The 16406-nt window shown below is 68.0% G+C and carries 18 protein-coding genes; 8 read left to right on the top strand and 10 right to left on the bottom strand.

The genetic code is table 11. The annotated features are described in order from the left end of the window. Positions 1–102 precede the first annotated feature (102 nt). From BLQ03_RS04520 to grxD, 3 genes are all read left to right on the top strand, one after another. On the top strand, positions 103–1908 hold the full coding sequence (locus BLQ03_RS04520; RefSeq protein ID WP_090753400.1) for a thiamine pyrophosphate-requiring protein: 1806 nt from the start codon (positions 103–105) through the stop codon (positions 1906–1908). Between the two features lie 88 nt (positions 1909–1996). Further along, on the top strand, positions 1997–2239 hold the full coding sequence (locus BLQ03_RS04515; protein ID WP_090753398.1) for a BolA/IbaG family iron-sulfur metabolism protein: 243 nt from the start codon (positions 1997–1999) through the stop codon (positions 2237–2239). Between the two features lie 28 nt (positions 2240–2267). Beyond that, entirely contained in the window at positions 2268–2630 is a 363-nt protein-coding gene (gene grxD, locus BLQ03_RS04510; RefSeq protein ID WP_090753396.1) for a Grx4 family monothiol glutaredoxin, read from the top strand. 72 nt (positions 2631–2702) lie between these two features. Here grxD and BLQ03_RS04505 read toward each other — a convergent pair whose 3' ends face one another. Together BLQ03_RS04505 and BLQ03_RS04500 are read right to left on the bottom strand one after the other, a co-directional pair. Beyond that, positions 2703–3404, bottom strand: coding sequence for a phage holin family protein (locus BLQ03_RS04505; RefSeq protein ID WP_175558769.1), 702 nt, complete (start codon positions 3402–3404; stop codon positions 2703–2705). 4 nt (positions 3405–3408) lie between these two features. Next, positions 3409–3828 carry an ElaB/YgaM/YqjD family protein gene (locus tag BLQ03_RS04500; RefSeq protein ID WP_090753394.1) on the bottom strand — a complete coding sequence of 140 codons (420 nt, stop codon included), beginning with the start codon at positions 3826–3828 and terminating at the stop codon, positions 3409–3411. Positions 3829–4088: 260 nt separating this feature from the next. Here BLQ03_RS04500 and BLQ03_RS04495 point away from each other — a divergent pair, with 260 nt between their 5' ends. Continuing rightward, positions 4089–5078 carry an MBL fold metallo-hydrolase gene (locus tag BLQ03_RS04495; protein ID WP_245688677.1) on the top strand — a complete coding sequence of 330 codons (990 nt, stop codon included), beginning with the start codon at positions 4089–4091 and terminating at the stop codon, positions 5076–5078. Between the two features lie 3 nt (positions 5079–5081). On the opposite strand, the gene cls is transcribed toward BLQ03_RS04495, so the two are convergent. The 3 genes from cls to BLQ03_RS04480 form a co-directional block, all read right to left on the bottom strand. After that, positions 5082–6536, bottom strand: a complete 1455-nt coding sequence (gene cls, locus BLQ03_RS04490) for a cardiolipin synthase (RefSeq protein WP_090753390.1) — start codon at positions 6534–6536, stop codon at positions 5082–5084. A gap of 124 nt (positions 6537–6660) precedes the next feature. Next, positions 6661–7251, bottom strand: coding sequence for a peptidylprolyl isomerase (locus BLQ03_RS04485; RefSeq protein WP_090753389.1), 591 nt, complete (start codon positions 7249–7251; stop codon positions 6661–6663). Next, complete coding sequence (locus BLQ03_RS04480; protein WP_090753387.1) at positions 7244–7750, bottom strand: peptidylprolyl isomerase; 507 nt, start codon at positions 7748–7750, stop codon at positions 7244–7246. The genes BLQ03_RS04485 and BLQ03_RS04480 overlap by 8 nt, the downstream gene beginning before the upstream one ends. 294 nt (positions 7751–8044) lie before the next feature. Between BLQ03_RS04480 and BLQ03_RS04475 the strand changes: the two genes are divergently transcribed. After that, the gene (locus BLQ03_RS04475; RefSeq protein ID WP_090753385.1) at positions 8045–8614 is read left to right on the top strand and encodes a gamma-glutamylcyclotransferase; all 570 of its coding nucleotides are present in this window, start codon (positions 8045–8047) and stop codon (positions 8612–8614) included. A gap of 116 nt (positions 8615–8730) precedes the next feature. Beyond that, entirely contained in the window at positions 8731–9933 is a 1203-nt protein-coding gene (locus BLQ03_RS04470; RefSeq protein WP_090753383.1) for a phosphoglycerate kinase, read from the top strand. A 47-nt stretch (positions 9934–9980) separates the two neighbouring features. Here the strand turns inward: BLQ03_RS04470 and BLQ03_RS04465 are convergent, their stop codons facing one another. Next, complete coding sequence (locus BLQ03_RS04465) at positions 9981–10265, bottom strand: hypothetical protein (RefSeq protein ID WP_090753381.1); 285 nt, start codon at positions 10263–10265, stop codon at positions 9981–9983. Between the two features lie 184 nt (positions 10266–10449). Between BLQ03_RS04465 and BLQ03_RS04460 the strand changes: the two genes are divergently transcribed. Both BLQ03_RS04460 and ftsY read left to right on the top strand, forming a co-directional pair. Beyond that, a complete protein-coding gene (locus BLQ03_RS04460) occupies positions 10450–11379 on the top strand; it encodes a class I fructose-bisphosphate aldolase (RefSeq protein WP_090753379.1) in 930 nt (309 codons plus the stop codon). Positions 11380–11570: 191 nt separating this feature from the next. After that, a complete protein-coding gene (ftsY, locus tag BLQ03_RS04455) occupies positions 11571–12701 on the top strand; it encodes a signal recognition particle-docking protein FtsY (protein ID WP_090753377.1) in 1131 nt (376 codons plus the stop codon). A 51-nt stretch (positions 12702–12752) separates the two neighbouring features. On the opposite strand, the gene BLQ03_RS04450 is transcribed toward ftsY, so the two are convergent. The 4 genes from BLQ03_RS04450 to hisS form a co-directional block, all read right to left on the bottom strand. Beyond that, positions 12753–13022: a DUF2171 domain-containing protein gene (locus BLQ03_RS04450; RefSeq protein WP_090753375.1), complete on the bottom strand. Its 270-nt coding sequence runs from the start codon at positions 13020–13022 to the stop codon at positions 12753–12755. Between the two features lie 124 nt (positions 13023–13146). Further along, entirely contained in the window at positions 13147–13839 is a 693-nt protein-coding gene (hisG, locus tag BLQ03_RS04445; RefSeq protein ID WP_090753373.1) for an ATP phosphoribosyltransferase, read from the bottom strand. Then, positions 13833–14900 (bottom strand): ATP phosphoribosyltransferase regulatory subunit, encoded by a 1068-nt coding sequence (locus tag BLQ03_RS04440; protein WP_090753371.1) that lies wholly within the window; start codon positions 14898–14900, stop codon positions 13833–13835. Before BLQ03_RS04440 ends, hisG begins: the two co-directional genes overlap by 7 nt. Beyond that, positions 14897–16378 carry a histidine--tRNA ligase gene (hisS, locus tag BLQ03_RS04435; protein WP_090753369.1) on the bottom strand — a complete coding sequence of 494 codons (1482 nt, stop codon included), beginning with the start codon at positions 16376–16378 and terminating at the stop codon, positions 14897–14899. Before hisS ends, BLQ03_RS04440 begins: the two co-directional genes overlap by 4 nt. Between the last annotated feature and the right edge of the window lie 28 nt (positions 16379–16406).

The raw sequence follows: 16406 nt of genomic DNA, 5'->3' as shown, positions 1-16406 counted from the left end.
GACCGGCAGGCCGAGCCGTTCCGGCCAATAAATGGCCTGCCGACGCAACCCCTTCCCGCGCCCGCCCGTTCCTGTCGCATCAGGACGCACGGGGGAAGGACGATGGCCGATACGGTTGCCGATTTCATCATGCAGCGCGCGTACGACTGGGGCGCGCGTCGGGTCTACGGCTATGCCGGCGACGGCGTCGGCGGGCTGATCGGCGCCCTGCAGCGGATGGAGAAGGCGCATGAGGCCGATCCCGAAGCCCCCCTGATCGAGTTCGTTCAGGTCCGGCACGAGGAGATGGCAGGCCTTTGCGCCACTGCCCACGCCAAGTTCACCGGAGAGGTCGGCTTCTGCCTTGCGACCTCGGGTCCCGGCGCGGTGCATCTGCTGAACGGGCTTTACGACGCACGGGGCGACCACATGCCGGTGGTGGCGCTGGTCGGTCAGCAGGCGCGGGCGGCAATGGGATCGCATTACCAGCAGGACCTTGACCTGCAATCTCTGTTCAAGGACGTGGCGGGGGCCTTTGTCGCCACGGCCACCCTGCCCAACCAGGTGCCTCACCTGATCGACCGCGCCTGGCGCATTGCCAAGGCGGAACGCCGCGTGACCTGCGTGATCCTGCCCAACGACCTGCAGAACGAACCAATGGAGATGCCCCCGCGCGAGCATGGGTCCACCTTCTCGGGCGTGGGCCTTGCAGAAACCGTTCCGGTCCCCACTGACGCCTCGCTGCGCGCGGCGGCCGAGGTGCTGAACGCGGGCGAGAAGGTGGCGATCCTTGTCGGCGCGGGCGCCATCGGGGCGGCCGCCGAGGTCACCGAGGTGGCCGAGATCCTGGGCGCGGGCGTCGCCAAGGCGCTGCTGGGCAAGACCGCCCTGCCGGACGACCTGCCCTGGGTCACGGGCTCGATGGGCTTCCTTGGCACGCCCGCCAGCGATGCGCTGATGAAGAGCTGCGACACGCTGCTGTGGGTCGGCTCGGGATTCCCTTACGCCGAATACCTGCCCAAGCCGGGGGCGGTGCGGGCCGTGCAGATCGACCTTGATGCCGGGATGCTGGGCCTGCGCTATCCGATGGAGGTCAACCTGCAGGGCGACTCTGCCGCCACCCTGCGCGCCCTGATCCCGCTGCTCAGGCGCAAGGAGGATCGAAGCTGGCGCGAGCAGGTCGAGAAATCTGTCCGGGACTCGCGCGAGGCCTTGGCAGGCGAGGCGGCGGTCGAGGCCGATCCGATCAACCCCCAAAAGATCGCAACCGAACTGACGCCCCGCCTGCCCGACCGCGCCATCGTCACCGCCGACAGCGGCACCACGACCGTGTGGTGGGCGCGCAACCTCGATTTGCGCGAAGGCATGATGGGTTCGGTCTCGGGCACGCTGGCGACGATGGGCTGCGCGGTGCCCTATGCCATCGCGGCCAAGTTCGCCCATCCCGACCGCCCGGTGATCGCGCTTGTGGGCGACGGGGCAATGCAGATGAACGGGATGTCCGAACTCATCACCATCTCGCGCTACTGGCGGCGGTGGAAGGACCCGCGCCTGATTGTCATGGCGCTGAACAACCGCGAGCTGGCCTTCGTTACATGGGAGGAGCGCGTCCAGATCGGCGATCCCAAGTGGCCCGCCAGCCAGACCCTGCCCGACATTCCCTATGCCGACATCGCGAAGCTGATGGGCCTAGGGGGCCGCCGCGTGGAACGGCCCGACGATATCGGGGCCGCTTGGGACGAGGCGCTGGCTTCGGACCGTCCCTTCGTGCTGGACATCCTCAGCGACCCGAACGTGGCGCCCCTGCCGCCTCACATCACTTTGGATCAGGCCCGCGCCTATGCCACCGCGATGTGGCACGAGCAGCGGCCCGCAGGCATGATCGCGGGAACCGCCAGGCAGATCCTGGGCCGCATCCTGCCCGACTGACGCGGCCCCTGGGCGCGGGGGCGGCCCCCTTGCGCCCCCCTGCACCCCGTCCTAAGTCAGTCCGGCAGAGCAACCCGGAGGATGCGTCATGGCGATGGAAGCCTATGAGATCGAGGCGCTGATCCGCGAGGCCTTCCCCTCGGCCCGGATCACCATCACCGACCTTGCGGGGGACGGAAACCACTTCGCCGCCGAGGTCATCGACGAAAGCTTCCGCGGCCAGAACCGGGTGCAGCAGCAGCGCATGGTCTATGCCGCGCTGAAGGGTCGCATGGACGGGCCTGCCGGCGCGCTCCATGCGCTGGCGCTGACCACCAGGGCGCCCGAGTGAACGCAACCTCTCCGAGGACACCAGGAACATGACCGACATCCGCACCGACATCCAGGAACTGATCGACAGCAATGACGTCGTTCTGTTCATGAAGGGCACGAAAGAGGTTCCGCAGTGCGGCTTCTCCAGCCGCGTGGCCGGCGTGCTGAACTACATGGGCGTGGCCTACCGCGACGTGAACGTGCTTTCCAGCGACGACATGCGCCAGGGCATCAAGGACTTTTCCGACTGGCCGACGGTTCCCCAGCTTTACGTCAAGGGCGAGTTCGTGGGCGGCTGCGACATCGTCACCGAGATGACCCTGTCGGGCGAGCTGGACCAGCTTCTGGACCGCACCGGCGTGGCCTATGACAAGCAGGCCGCCGAGAAGATCCGCGAAGCCAACAGCTGAGCCGCACCAACCGCATGTAAAAAGGGCCGCGATCGCCGCGGCCCTTTTTCATGTGCAGAGGCAGGGAATGCCTCAGGGATAGTAGTCATCGTCCTCGTCATCGTAGCGATCGTACCGATCATAGCGGTCGTCGTGGCGATCCCAGTCGCGGTTGTCCGGCCGGCGCCAGGCCTGCACACGGTTCGCGATCGCGATGCCGACGGCAAAGGCGCTGAGCAGGGGCGGGATCGTCGCCGCGTTCGAGTTCTTGACGCGCTCGACCGTGTCCTGCGCTTCGGCGAAGAACTGGGGCGTCAGCCCGACCTTCTGCGCCGCCTGCCCCGCCACGTTGCGGGTGAAGCCCTGCACCTTTGCCTCGGCGTCATCGACAAAGCGCTCGGCCTTGTGGGTGACGTCATCGACGAAGGAGTGGACGCGGTTCTCGACGTTGTCCACCACCTCGACCGCCTTGATGCGGGCCTTTTCCAGCGCCGCATCGGTGGCCAGGCTCAGCCGCGTCTCGACCTCGGCCTTCAGCTCGTCGGTGCTGGGCACCGGGTGGTTCACCTTCTTCGACATCGACAGGAAGACGATGCCGATCACCACGAACAGAAGACCGATGGCGAGCGAGGCCCCGACGGGGCCCCAGCCGAGGTTCCAGGCCAGGAACGACCACAACGCCGCGATCAGGAAGCCCGCGCCCAGCGCGATCACGACGCCGGCTGCCGCCTTCAGGGCGACCCTCCGGCCCGCGTCGCTCAGGGCGAGCTGCATGTTGCGCGCGTAATCGAACATGGGATCAGCGCCGCGCCAGGATCAGGCCGACAAGGAAGCCCACGCCCGCGGCGATGCCCAGCGCCTGAGCGGGCTTGCGGCGGACCATTTCGGACATTTCGTCGTAGTAGTCACCGGCATATTCCGCGACCTCATGGGCGCGGCGCTCGCCTTCCCGGTACAGGCGGTCGGCCTCGGAGCGGGCGCGGCCCACGAACTCCTCGCCCCGCTCGCGGGCGGCGGCGGCCAGATCGGCGGCGCTTTGCTTGACCTTGTCGGTGGTAGTATTGCCCGTGGCCTCGTTCCACGCGTCCTTGGCGTTGTCAGCCAGCTTGTTGATGCCCGACTTCACATCCTTCGAAGTGTCCTGCGCTGCGTCCTTCACGTCCTTGGCGGCGTCGTTCAGGTCGTTCTGCGCGTCCGAGGCGGTGTAGTTGTTGGCCATCTCCGGGTCCTTTCCAGTAGGGGCACTTGCTTATGGCATCCGAACACGACTTCACCGCCATTTGTTCCATCACCGGCCAAAGATCGGACTTGGCACTGGTCCCGCCATCCGGGGAACGCCGCACGCGCGGGATCGTTGGAGGGGTGGAAACCTGCCACCGCCCCCATCGCGCGGCAGGCAGCGGTCACTGGCGGAGCACGACCATGGCTGTCCCTTGTCTTCCCGGCGCTGGCCGGACCCGGTGCTGAGCCCTCATGCCCGTGGCGCGCAACCCTTTCTATGACGGGCCGGTGTCGGATCACTTCGACGGGCTGCGCTTCCATTCCCCGTCCGAGCCGCCAGCGAACGGGCTGCTGGAACTGGCCTGGATGAACGCGGTCAAGGCAGCCCGATACTGGCCGACCGTCACGCCGCCCGCCCGGTTCGACCGCCCCCCGCGCCGGGTCGGTGGCCTGCGAATCTCCATGATCGGGCATGCGAGCCTTCTGGTGCAGGTCGGCGGCACCAACCTGCTGATCGACCCGGTCTATGCCGACCGCCTCGGCCCTGTGCCTGGCACCGGTCCCCGACGCGCCCAGCCTCCGGGCATCCGCTTCGACGACCTGCCGCCCATCGACGCCATCCTGATCACGCACAACCACTACGACCACATGGACATCCCCGCGATCCTGCGGCTGTCGCGGCGGTGGGAGCCCCGGATCATCGCCCCCTTGGGCAATGACGTCGTGATCCGCCGCCATGATCCCGGCATCGCGGTCGAGACCCATGACTGGGGCGAAAGGGCCATCCTGTCCCCGCGTCTTGCCGTCCACCTGGAACCGGCCTTCCACTGGTCGGGCCGGGGGGTGGCTGACCGGCGCATGACGCTCTGGTGCTCCTTCGTGCTGACCAGCCCCGGAGGAGGCGTCCTTTATCACGTGGGCGACACGGCCTATGGCGACGGCAGTATCTTCCCGCGCGTCCGCGCCCGCTTCGGCCGCCCCGACGTGGCGATCCTGCCCATCGGCGCCTATGAGCCGCGCTGGTTCATGCAGGGCCAGCACGTGGACCCGCCCGAAGCGGTGCAGATCATGCTGGACTGCGGCGCCCGCCGCGCCTTCGGCCACCACTGGGGCACCTTCCAGATGACCTACGAGGCACAGGAGGCCCCGCCCCTCGACCTGGCCCGCGCCCTTGACGATCGCGACATGCCCCCTGATTGCTTCCGGCCGCTCGGCCCCGGCATGGCGGTGGAACTGCCCTGGCGCTGACGCTTACATCAGGGGCGAGAACAGCCGCGCCACGGAATCACGGAAGCGGACCAGCGCATTGCGGTTGCGGTATTCGGCGACGGTGAACTCGCGGCAATCCGCGATGTCGCGCAGGAAGCCGGCTTCCAGCTCAGCTGACAGCGCCTTGTCGTAGATCACGGCATTCAGCTCGTAGTTGATGCTGAAGCTGCGGATGTCGATGTTGGCCGAGCCGATGGAACAGACGCAGCCATCCGTGATGACGGTCTTGGCGTGCAGGTAGCCGGGTTCATACAGCAGGACCGTGGCGCCCGCGGCCGCGATCTCCTCCATGTAGGTGTTGGCGGCCCAGTAGGGCACATACTGGTTTGTGCCGCGTTCGCTGATCATCACGCGCACGTCCACGCCCGACAGGGCCGCGGCCTTCAGTGCCTCGGCGATGCTGGTGTCAAGAATGAAGAAGGGCGACTGCATGTAGACGCGCTTCCGTGCGCTGGTGATCATGGCGAAGTAAAGTTGCCGGATCGCCTGCCATTCGGAATCCGGCCCCGACAGCGTCATCTGCACGGGCAGTTGCGCGTGCTTCAGCCGCTCGGGTGTCGGCGGGAAGGCTTCGGGCCGGAAGAGGTCCTCGCCCGTGGCATTGTGCCAGTCCACGGCAAAGACCGCCTGCAGCAGGGTCGCCGCCGAGCCTTCGACGCGGATGTTCGTGTCGCGCCACAGCCTGAAGCCCTTGGGCGGTGTCACATGCTCGCCGCCGATGTTCAGCCCGCCCGTGTGACCCACGCAGCCGTCGAAGACCGCGATCTTGCGGTGGTTGCGGTAAGAGATCGTGTGCAGGCGCCACAGCTTGGAAAAGGGCTCCATCCGGATACCCGCCTTTCGCATCCGGCGGATATAGCCGCGCCTCAGCATCAGCAGCGAGCCCACGGGATCATAGACGATGCGGACGTCCACCCCTTCGGCCACCTTGGCAGCAAGGATCGCGAACAGTTCCTCGGCCAGCGCATCGGTGTTCCAGCTGAAATACTGCAGGTGGATCGACCGGCGCGCGGCCTTCATGTCCGCGATCAGCGCCGGATAGGCCTCGGCCGCGTTCTGCAGGATGCGGACCTCGTTGCAGGTCGTCACGGTCGAATGGCTGGTGTTGCGCACCAGTTCCGCCAGCGAGGCGCCCGAGCCCTCGTCCGGGTGCATGAGATGGACCGCGCGCTCATGTTCCGGCCTCAGCGCGGCAAAGACCGGATCGAGGCGCTGGGCAAGTTCCTGCCGCATGAGGGTGGCGGTCTGGCCGAACTGCCGGTGCTTTCGCCCGAACAGCAGGTAGACGATCACCCCCGCGCCCGGCAGCACGAAGAACAGCAGCATCCAGGCGAAGGTCGCGCTGGGACGGCGGTTCTCGGAAATGATGTAGACAGCGGTGGCGACGAGATAGGCGGCGAAGGCAAGCGACAGGCCTGTTGCGATCTGCGGCGGCATCACGTCGCTCCGATGGTCCTTTCACCGGCATACTGCGCGCGCAGGTTGCCAAGGGCCAGCGGTTCCTGACCGGTGCGCCCGGCAGGGGAAGGACCCCCGCCGGACGCGGGGGTCCGGGGGACGGTCACTCGGTGATGGTGACCTTGGCCATGTAGTCGGGCGCCTCGACCGCGCCGTTGGCGTTCTGGTCGCCCTTCTTGATCGCGTTCAGCACGTCCCAGCCTTCGACCAGATGACCCACGACGGTATACTGCCCGTCAAGGAAGGGCGCGGGCGCCAGGTCGATGAAGAACTGGCTGTTGGCGCTGTCCGGGTCCTGGCTGCGGGCCATGCCCACGGTGCCCGCTTGGAAGCTCTCGTCGTTGAACTCGGCCTTCAGGTCCGGCAGGTCCGACCCGCCCATGCCGGCGCGCGAGGTGTCGCCGTCCTGCTTGCCGAACTCGACGTCGCCGGTCTGGGCCATGAAACCCTCGATGACGCGGTGAAACACGACGCCGTCATAGGCGCCCTGCTTGGCCAGCGTCACCAGCCGCTCGACATGGCCGGGCGCCTTTTCGGCCAGCAGGTCCAGAACGATGGTGCCCTTGGGCTGGCCCGCGGCATCGGCGACCTCGATCACCATGTTCGGGCCGGGGCCGTCGGTCGCCTGCGGAGCTTGGGCGAAAGCCGCCCCCGCAGACAGGATCAGGGCGGAGGAGATCAGCAGCTTACGCATCGGCGGCCACCTTCATCGAGACAATGCGGTCGGGGGTCGCTGGCGGCTCGCCGCGCGTGATCTTGTCCACGTGCTCCATGCCTTCGATCACCTGGCCGTAGACGGTGTACTGGCCGTTCAGGAAATCGTTGTCCTTGAAGTTGATGAAGAACTGGCTGTTGGCGCTGTTGGGGTTCTGCGACCGCGCCGCACCGATCGAGCCGCGCGCATGCGGCAGGCGCGAGAACTCGGCCGGCAGGTCCGGCAGGTCCGACCCGCCCGTGCCCGCGCGCCGCGCGTCCCAGCCCTTTTCCATGTTGGCGTGCTGGACGTCGCCGGTCTGGGCCATGAAGCCCTCGATCACGCGGTGGAAGGCCACGTTGTCGTATTTCCCTGCGCGCGCCAGTTCCTTCATGCGGGCGACATGCTGAGGGGCGACATCGGGCAGAAGCTCGATCACCACGCGGCCGTCCTTCAGTTCCATGATGATCGTGTTTTCCGGGTCCTTGATCTCGGCCATCGGAGTTCCTTTCGTTCGTGCGGCCTTGGTCTAGGTCGGCCGCGGCACCGACGCAACGCATGAGCGGCGGGGTGGGTCCGTGGCTCACGCCCCTGACGGACGCGCGTGACCCGCCGATCCGTGCTACCCTTCCTCAAGACCCCGCCGGCCCCGCAGAGCACGGTCATGGCAAAGCGACAGATAGATTCAACACCGGAACTGGTCGCCCGCGCCGCCCGCGTGGACGAGGATGCCGGACCCAGTTCCGGCGCGGTCTACCTGACCGATGCGGATTAGGAGGGGATCGTGGGCTCGATGCTTGCCGATGCGCCCGAGGGCGACCTGTGGCTGTTCGGCTACGGTTCGCTTCTGTGGAAGCCCGGGTTCCAGTATACCGAGCGCCGGATGGCGACCATGCGGGGCTGGCACCGCGCCTTCTGCATCCGGGTCGCGCGCTTTCGCGGCACACGTGACCTGAACGGGCTGATGATGGCGCTGGACCGGGGCGGGCAGTGCCAGGGGATGATCTTCCGCATTCCGCGCAACTGGGCCGAGGCGGTTCTTCATACGCTTTTTCGGCGCGAACTGGTGGTAAAGCCGCCGGGCACCCCGCCGCGCTGGCTGGACGCACAGACAGAGGATGGGTCCGTTCGCGCCCTCGGGTTCGTCATGGACCGTCGCAGCCCCTTCCATGCGGGCAGGCTGCCGCTGGAGGAAGTCGCCGACGTGCTTGCCCGCGCGGCGGGCCACTGGGGCACCTGCGCCGAGTATCTGCATAATACCGTCGCGCACCTCGAAGAGCTCGACATCCACGACCGCAATCTTTGGCGCCTGCAGGCCTTGGTCGCGGACAGGATCAGAACCTGGAAGGCACCCGATCCATGACCCGGACCCGGAGCCCGGTGGGAGCGGCCAGGTGGCTTCGTGTTGACGCAGAGTTGACGCGCCTCCACGCTTGACGGACAAGCACCGGCAAATCCGCAAGGCAGGAAGGATGCCCGATGGCGCGCTTCAATACCATTGACGACATGGACCTGGACGGAAAGGTCGTCTTGACCCGAGTGGACCTGAACGTGCCCGTGGAAAACGGCCGCGTAACCGACGCGACGCGGATCGAGAAGATCGTCCCGACCGTCAAGGAAATCCAGAAGAAGGGCGGCATCCCCGTGCTTCTGGCCCATTTCGACCGCCCTAAGGGCAAGCGGGTGGACGCCATGAGCCTGGGCCAGATCGTGCCCGCGCTGGAACAGGCGCTGGGCCAGCCCGTGGCCTTCGCCTCGGAAGCGATCGGCGGCGATGCCAAGCGCGCGGTCGCCGCGCTGAAGTCGGGCGACGTGCTGGTGCTGGAAAACACGCGCTTCTATCCGGGCGAGGAGGAGAACGAGCAGACCTTCACCGCCTCGCTGGCGGCGCTGGGGCAGGCCTACGTGAACGACGCCTTCTCGGCCGCGCACCGGGCCCATGCCTCGACCGAGGGGCTGGCGCGGCTGATGCCGTCCGGCGCGGGCAAGCTGATGGAAGCCGAACTGAACGCGCTGGACGCGGCGCTGGGCACGCCCGAGCGGCCGGTCGTCGCCGTCGTGGGCGGGGCCAAGGTCTCGACCAAGCTGGATCTGCTGTCGAACCTCATCACCAAGGTCGAGCACCTGGTGATCGGCGGCGGCATGGCCAATACCTTCCTGGTCGCGCAGGGCATCGAGGTCGGGAAAAGCCTTGCCGAGCGCGACATGGCCGACACCGCGCGCGAGATCCTTGCCAAGGCGCAGGGCGCGGGCTGCACCATCCACCTGCCCGTGGACGTGGTCGTCGCGCGCGAGTTCAAGGCCGGCGCCCCCAGCGAGGTCGTTTCGGCCAACGCCTGCCCGACTGATGCGATGATCCTGGACGCGGGGCCGGAAACGGTGGCGCAGGTCCGCGCCGTCTTCGCCCAGTGCCGCACGCTGATCTGGAACGGCCCGCTGGGCGCCTTCGAGATCGAGCCCTTCGACGCGGCCACCAACGCCGCGGCGGCGGCGGCGGCGGAACTGACCCGCGCGGGCAAGCTGATCTCGGTCGCAGGCGGAGGCGACACAGTCGCCGCGCTGAACAAGGCGGGCGTCGCCGAGGACTTCACCTTCATCTCGACGGCGGGCGGCGCCTTCCTGGAGTGGATGGAAGGCAAGGACCTGCCCGGCGTCGCGGCCCTGATCGCCGCCAAGCGCTGAAACGAAAAAGGGCGGCCCGGTGGCCGCCCTGTCCGTTCCGAAGTGCCTCAGTTGCTTGCGGGGGCCGGGCTTGCGCCTGCAGGGGCAGAGGCGGTGCCAGGCTCGGCGTCTTCCCGCGCCGAGGCGTCATTCCCGCTGCCGCCCGCGGTGCCCGCGGCCGTGTCCGTGCCGGGCGCCACCACCTCGGGCTGCCCTCCTGCGGGCTCATCGCTTCCCATCGAGGAAAACAGCAGGAACGCGACGAGCGCCAGGCCGATCGCCGTGCCAAGCGCCCAAAGCGCGGGCCGGTGCTTGCGGGCCGACCTTTCGGGGATGTTGTCGTTGTGGGACATGGGCCACCTTCCTGTTCCGTTACGCGCGAGTCCGTTGTTCTCACGCAAACGTGGATGGCCCGCCCTGCGTTCCGTCAGGTCACGTGTTCCGGTGGCTGCGGCCCTCCGTTAGCGCAACCGCCCTTTCCCTTGCCCTGCCGTCTGATATGGCATCGCCGACCATGACCACAGCAAGGGCCGTCCGATGCAGATGACCGATACCGTCAAGAAGATCCTCGCCAACTACGAAGGCGAGAACCCCGGCGTGAAGGGCAACCTGGCCCGCATGCTGATGACCGGCAAGCTGGCCGGCACCGGCAAGATGATCATCCTGCCCGTGGACCAGGGCTTCGAGCACGGCCCGGCCCGCAGCTTCGCCAAGAACCCGCTGGGCTACGACCCCCACTACCACTACCAGTTGGCGATCGACGCAGGCCTGAACGCCTATGCCGCGCCGCTGGGCATGATCGAGGCGGGCGCCGACACCTTCGCCGGCCAGATCCCGACGATCCTCAAGTGCAACTCGGCCAACTCGCTGATGAGCGACACGGCCGGCAAGAACCAGGCCGTGACCGCGACCGTGCAGGACGCGCTGCGCCTTGGCTGCGCCGCCATCGGCTTCACCATCTATCCCGGCTCGGACATGGCGCTGGACATGTTCGAGGAGATTTCCGAGATGCGCGCCGAGGCCGCCTCGGTCGGCATCCCGACGGTGATCTGGTCCTATCCGCGCGGCGAGGCGATCAGCAAGGACGGCGAGACCGCCATCGACATCGCGGCCTATGCCGCGCAGATCGCCGCGCTGCTGGGCGCGCATGTCATCAAGATCAAGCTCTCGACCGACGTCCTTGAGAACAAGGACGCCAGGAAGGTCTACCAAGAGCAGGGCATCGACATCTCGACCCAGGCGGCCCGCGTGCGTCACTGCATGGACGCGGCCTTCGGCGGCCGTCGCATCGTGGTCTTCTCGGGCGGCGCGGCCAAGGGCTCGGACGCGGTCTACGAGGACGCCATCGCCATCCGCGACGGCGGCGGCAACGGCTCGATCATCGGCCGCAACAGCTTCCAGCGCTCGCGCGCCGACGCGCTGGAGATGCTGGGCAAGCTGGTCGACATCTACCTCGGCAAGGCCTGAGGCTTTTCCGATCTGACCGGGCGGGCGGCGAGGATTTCGCCGCCCGTCTTCATTTGCACCGTGGCTTGGGGGCGCTGCCCCCGTCCCTGCGGGACTCCCCCGGGATACTTGCGCGAAGAAGAAGTTTCCTGCGGGGTTTTCCTTTGGCGCGGGACTGAATAGCTTGTCGGGCCAAGCGAAAGGGCGGACTCATGTCGTTTTTCTCGAAACTGCGCGAGCGGTTGACGAAGTCCTCGTCGAAGATCGGCGCGGGACTGGACAGCATCGTGTCCGAAGGGGCAGCCGAGGCGCCCGCGACGGCGGCCGTGACGCCTCCTGCGGCCGCCCCGGTTGCGGCGGCTCCCGCACCTTCCGCTGCGCAGGCTCCGGCGCCTGTGCCCTCCCCGGCACCAGCACCCTCGCCCGCGCAGGCTGTGCCCCAGCCTGCCCCCGAAAACCGTCCCGGCCTGATGGGCCGCCTGTTCGGCCGCACCGAGGCGGCCCCGGCCGAGCCCCGGCGCGAGCTGGACGACGCGATGCTGGAAGAGCTTGAGGACATGCTCATCTCGGCCGACATGGGCACCGACACGGCGCTGCGGGTGACCGCCAACATCGCCGAGGGACGCATGGGCCGCCGCATCAGCGCGACCGAACTCAAGCAGGCCCTGGCCGACGAAGTCACGCGGATCATGACCCCCGTGGCGCGGCCCTTGCCGCTTTATCCCAAGCGGCCTCAGGTGGTGCTGGTTGTGGGCGTCAACGGCTCGGGCAAGACGACGACCATTGGCAAGCTCGCCAGCCAGCTCAAGGCAGCGGGCAAGAAGGTGGTGATCGCGGCCGGCGACACCTTCCGCGCGGCGGCGGTCGAGCAGCTGCAAGTCTGGGGCCAGCGCGCGGGCGTACCGGTGATGGTCGCGGCACAAGGCTCGGACCCAGCGAGCCTCGCCTGGGACGCCATGACGCGGGCCGAGGCCGAGGGTGCGGACCTGCTGCTGATCGACACGGCGGGTCGGCTGCAGAATCGCGCCGACCTGATGGAAGAGCTGGCGAAGATCGTCCGCGTCATTCGCAAGAAGGACCCTTCTGCGCCCCACAACACCCTGCTGGTACTGGACGCCACCACCGGCCAGAACGCCCTGAGCCAGGTGGAAACCTTCCGCAAGCTGGCCGACGTGTCGGGCTTGGTCATGACCAAGCTGGACGGCACCGCGCGCGGGGGCGTTCTGGTTGCCTTGGCAGACAAGTTCGGCCTGCCGATCCATGCGATCGGCGTGGGCGAGCAGATCGACGACCTGGACGCATTCGAGCCGAGCGAGTTCGCCCGGGCGCTGGTCGGCCTGTAAACTGGCCGACGCGGTCGGGCTGCCCTGACCGCGCCGCGCCGGATGCTGTGGTCAGCCGGTATGCTCGACCGGGCTGCCGTCCTCTTCCTCGAAGAGCTGCCGCGCATTGGCGGCTTCGGCCGACAGCCAGACCTTGCCGCCATCGACCGAGGCTACGGCGGAAAGCTGCACGAAATGGTGGTGCTGGTTGTCCTGGCCGTGCTCTTCGTCCTTGCGCACCATCTTGATGCGGTCGCCCTTGACGCCATCGACCTTGCCGACGTGCACGCCGTCGGCGCCCACGATTTCCATGTGCTCGGTGATCTCGCTTGCGTTGACCATGTCGGTTCTCCTGCTTTCCGGGCCTGTGCGCCCGGGCCTTAACGCGACTGGACGCAAAGACGATCCCTCAGCCCTTGGGCGAAGCTGGAAGTCGGGGAGATAGCTTGGTCAGGCCGGCCGCCGCTCAGGCTGCGTGAGGCGGCAGGCCAAGGTGCGCGACGATGGGGGCGATGGCGCCTGTCTCGATCGCGCGGCGGTTGGCGACCAGCGTGGCCTGGCTGGCGTGGATCAGGGCGTCGGGCAGGATCTTCAGGTGGTTTGCCCGCAGCGTCTCGCCGGTCGAGGTGATGTCGGCGATGGCCTCGGCGGTCAGGTTCGCCACGGTGCCCTCGGTCGCGCCCTGGCTGTCCACCAGCTGATAGTCGGCAACCTCGTGGTCCGACAGGAAGGCGCGGACCAGCCGGTGATACTTGGTCGCGATCCGCAGCCGGAAGCCATGCGCCGCGCGGAAGTCCCGGGCGATCGAGGCGAAGTCGTCCAGCGTCTCGCAGTCGCGCCAGCAGGCGGGGACGCCCAGCACGAGGTCGGCATGGCCGAAGCCCATCGGCGCAAGTTCCACCACGTCGGAGCGCCAGCCCGCGAGCTTCTCGCGGATCAGGTCCGAACCGGTCACGCCAAGCTGGATGCGCCCGGCGGCAAGCTCTCGCGGGATCTCTCCTGCCGACAGCAGGACCAGGGACAGGCCCTCGATTCCCTCGGCCCGGGCCGCATATTCACGGTCCGAGCCCGTGCGGGCAAGCCGGATGCCGCGAGTGGCGAACCAGTCGAAGCTCTGCTCCATCAGGCGGCCCTTGGAGGGAAGGCCCAGCTTCAGCATGGCGCGTGCTCCAGTTCCGCGACAAGGCCGGGGCGGATGATGCCGCCGACGGCGGGGATGGCCTCGCCCTGCCCCAGCACCTTCGTCAGCGCGTCGTAGCGACCGCCTGTGGCGACAGGAGGCCAGTCGGGCCGGCCCTCGGCGGTGAAGCTGAAGGTCATGCCGTCATAATATTCCATGGTGCGGCGCCCGTGGCTTGCGTCGAAACGGATGCTGCCCGGATCGATGCCGCGCGTAGTAATGGCGTCCAGCCGGGCGGACAGGCGCTCGACCGCCTCGGCGATGGCGGGGATGTGGTCGGCTAGGATGCGCAATTCGTCCAGCGCGGTGGGTGCAGGACCGGCGACCGAGAACAGGCGGTGCAGCCGGGTGCGCCAGGCTGCGTCCAAGGGGGGCCCCTCGGCGGCGGCCTCCAGCCGGGCGATGCGGGCCTCCATTTCCTCTTGCGAGCGCAGGCCGGTCCAAGGGGCGCTGTTCACGGCGAAATGGCGGGGCTGCTCGACGGCCGAGAAGCGGTCGAGCAGCCGCTCGAACCGCTTGGGCCGCCAGATGTGATGCGCCAGCATCGCGCGACGCGAAGCCGACAGCGGCAGGCCCGCAACGGCGTCCAGCAGCAGATCCATGTCGCCCATGGTGGCCGACAACCGGCAGGGCGCGAGGATGCCGTGGAACAGGGCGAAGACCTCGGCATCGGCCTCCGGATCGCGCGAGAAAAGCTCGAAACCCGCCTGCAGGAACTCGTTTTCACGCGGATTCGCCGGCCGCGTATCGCCGTGGTCCTGCTTGCGGAAGACCTCGCCCAGGTAGCAATAGCGTGCGGGCTCGGCCCCTTGCGCCATGTGCATCTGCACGACCGGCACGGTGAAGTCGGGGCGCAGCACGACCTCGCCCCGGATCGGGTCGGTGGTCAGATAAGCGCGGGCGCGGATGTCCTCGCCATACAGGTCCAGCAGCGTGTCGGCGGGCAGCAGGATGTCGGGCGCGACCTCGACAGCGCCCGCCGCACGGAAGGCGTCCAGGATGCGGCGGCCCACCGCCGCCTTGGCGGTGCGGGGGATCATCGCGCCAGCATCTCGCGGACGGTGACGACCAGTTCCTCGCGCGCGACCTCAACTTGGGCGGGCTGCGATTTCCATTCCTCAACAGATGCTTGCGCAGCGATCTTCGCGCCGAGAATGAGGTCCTTGACCTGCACCACGCCGCGTGCCGCCTCGTCCGCGCCCTGGATGATGGCGATAGGCGAGGCCCGCTTGTCGGCATATTTGAGCTGGTTGCCGAAGTTCTTGGGGTTGCCGAGGTAGACCTCGGCCCGGATGCCCGCAGCGCGCAGTTCAGCAGCCATCGTCTGGTAGTCGGCCATGCGGTCGCGGTCCATGACAGTGACGACGACCGGCCCCTGTGCCGTGGTCCCGGCCAGTCCCTTTTCGCGCAGCGCGGCCAGCAGCCGGTCCACGCCGATGGACACGCCCGTCGCGGGCACCTTCTGTCCGGTGAAGCGCTCGACCAGATCGTCATAGCGCCCGCCGCCCGCCACTGAGCCGAACTGGCGCTTGCGGCCCTTGTCGTCGAGGATCTCGAAGGTCAGTTCCGCCTCGAACACCGGGCCGGTGTAGTAGCCCAATCCACGCACGACCGAGGGGTCGATCACGACGCGATCCGCGCCCATCCCCATTGCGTCCAGCATCGCGGCGATCTGGGCCAGTTCATCCACGCCTTCGGCACCAATAGCCGAGCCGCCCACGGCCGCCCTAAGATTCTCAAGCGTCGTACCGTTGTCGTCGCCTTTGGAGGTCAGAAAGCGCAGGACCGGTTCGGCCTGCGCGGCGTCCAGACCCACCCCCTCGATCTCGGCCCCAGAGGCATCGTTGCGCCCGGTGGTCAGAAGTTCGCGGACGCCCGCCTCGCCGACCTTGTCGAACTTGTCGACCTGGCGCAGCACGTCGGCCGCCTGCTCGGGCTGGACGCGCGCGGCTTCCAGCACACCGTTCAGGACCTTGCGGTTGTTCACCCGCACCAGATAGTCGCCCCGCGCGATCCCCGCCGCTTCCAGCGCGTCGGCCAGCATGGCGATGATCTCGGCATCGGCCGCGACGCTGGCCGCGCCCACGGTGTCGGCGTCGCACTGGTAGAACTGGCGATAGCGGCCCGGCCCTGGCTTCTCGTTTCGCCAGACCGGCCCCATCGCATAGCGGCGATAAGGCGCGGGCAAGTCGTTGCGATACTGCGCGGCGACCCGCGCCAAGGGCGCCGTCAGGTCATAGCGCAGCGCAAGCCAGTCGCCAGAGCCGCCGCCGGGCACCGCTTCCTCCTGCCAGGCAAAGACGCCTGCGTTTGGGCGGTCCACGTCGGGCAGGAACTTGCCCAGGGCCTCGACCGTCTCGACGCCCGAGGTTTCCAGGGCCTCGAAGCCGTGCAGGTGATAGACGGCAGCGATGCGGTCCAGCATCGCCTTGCGTTCCGTCACCTCTGGCCCGAAATAGTCGCGGAAGCCCTTGGGCGTTTCGGCGCGCGGGCGGCGCGGTTTCTGATCCTTGGCCATGCGGGTTTTCCTTCAGGTCGCGGGCTTC

This window comes from Paracoccus chinensis, assembly GCF_900102885.1.
GTDB lineage: Bacteria > Pseudomonadota > Alphaproteobacteria > Rhodobacterales > Rhodobacteraceae > Paracoccus > Paracoccus chinensis.
The sequence above is the reverse complement of the archived record's forward strand: the minus strand, read 5'-3'. Positions and strand labels throughout refer to the sequence as shown.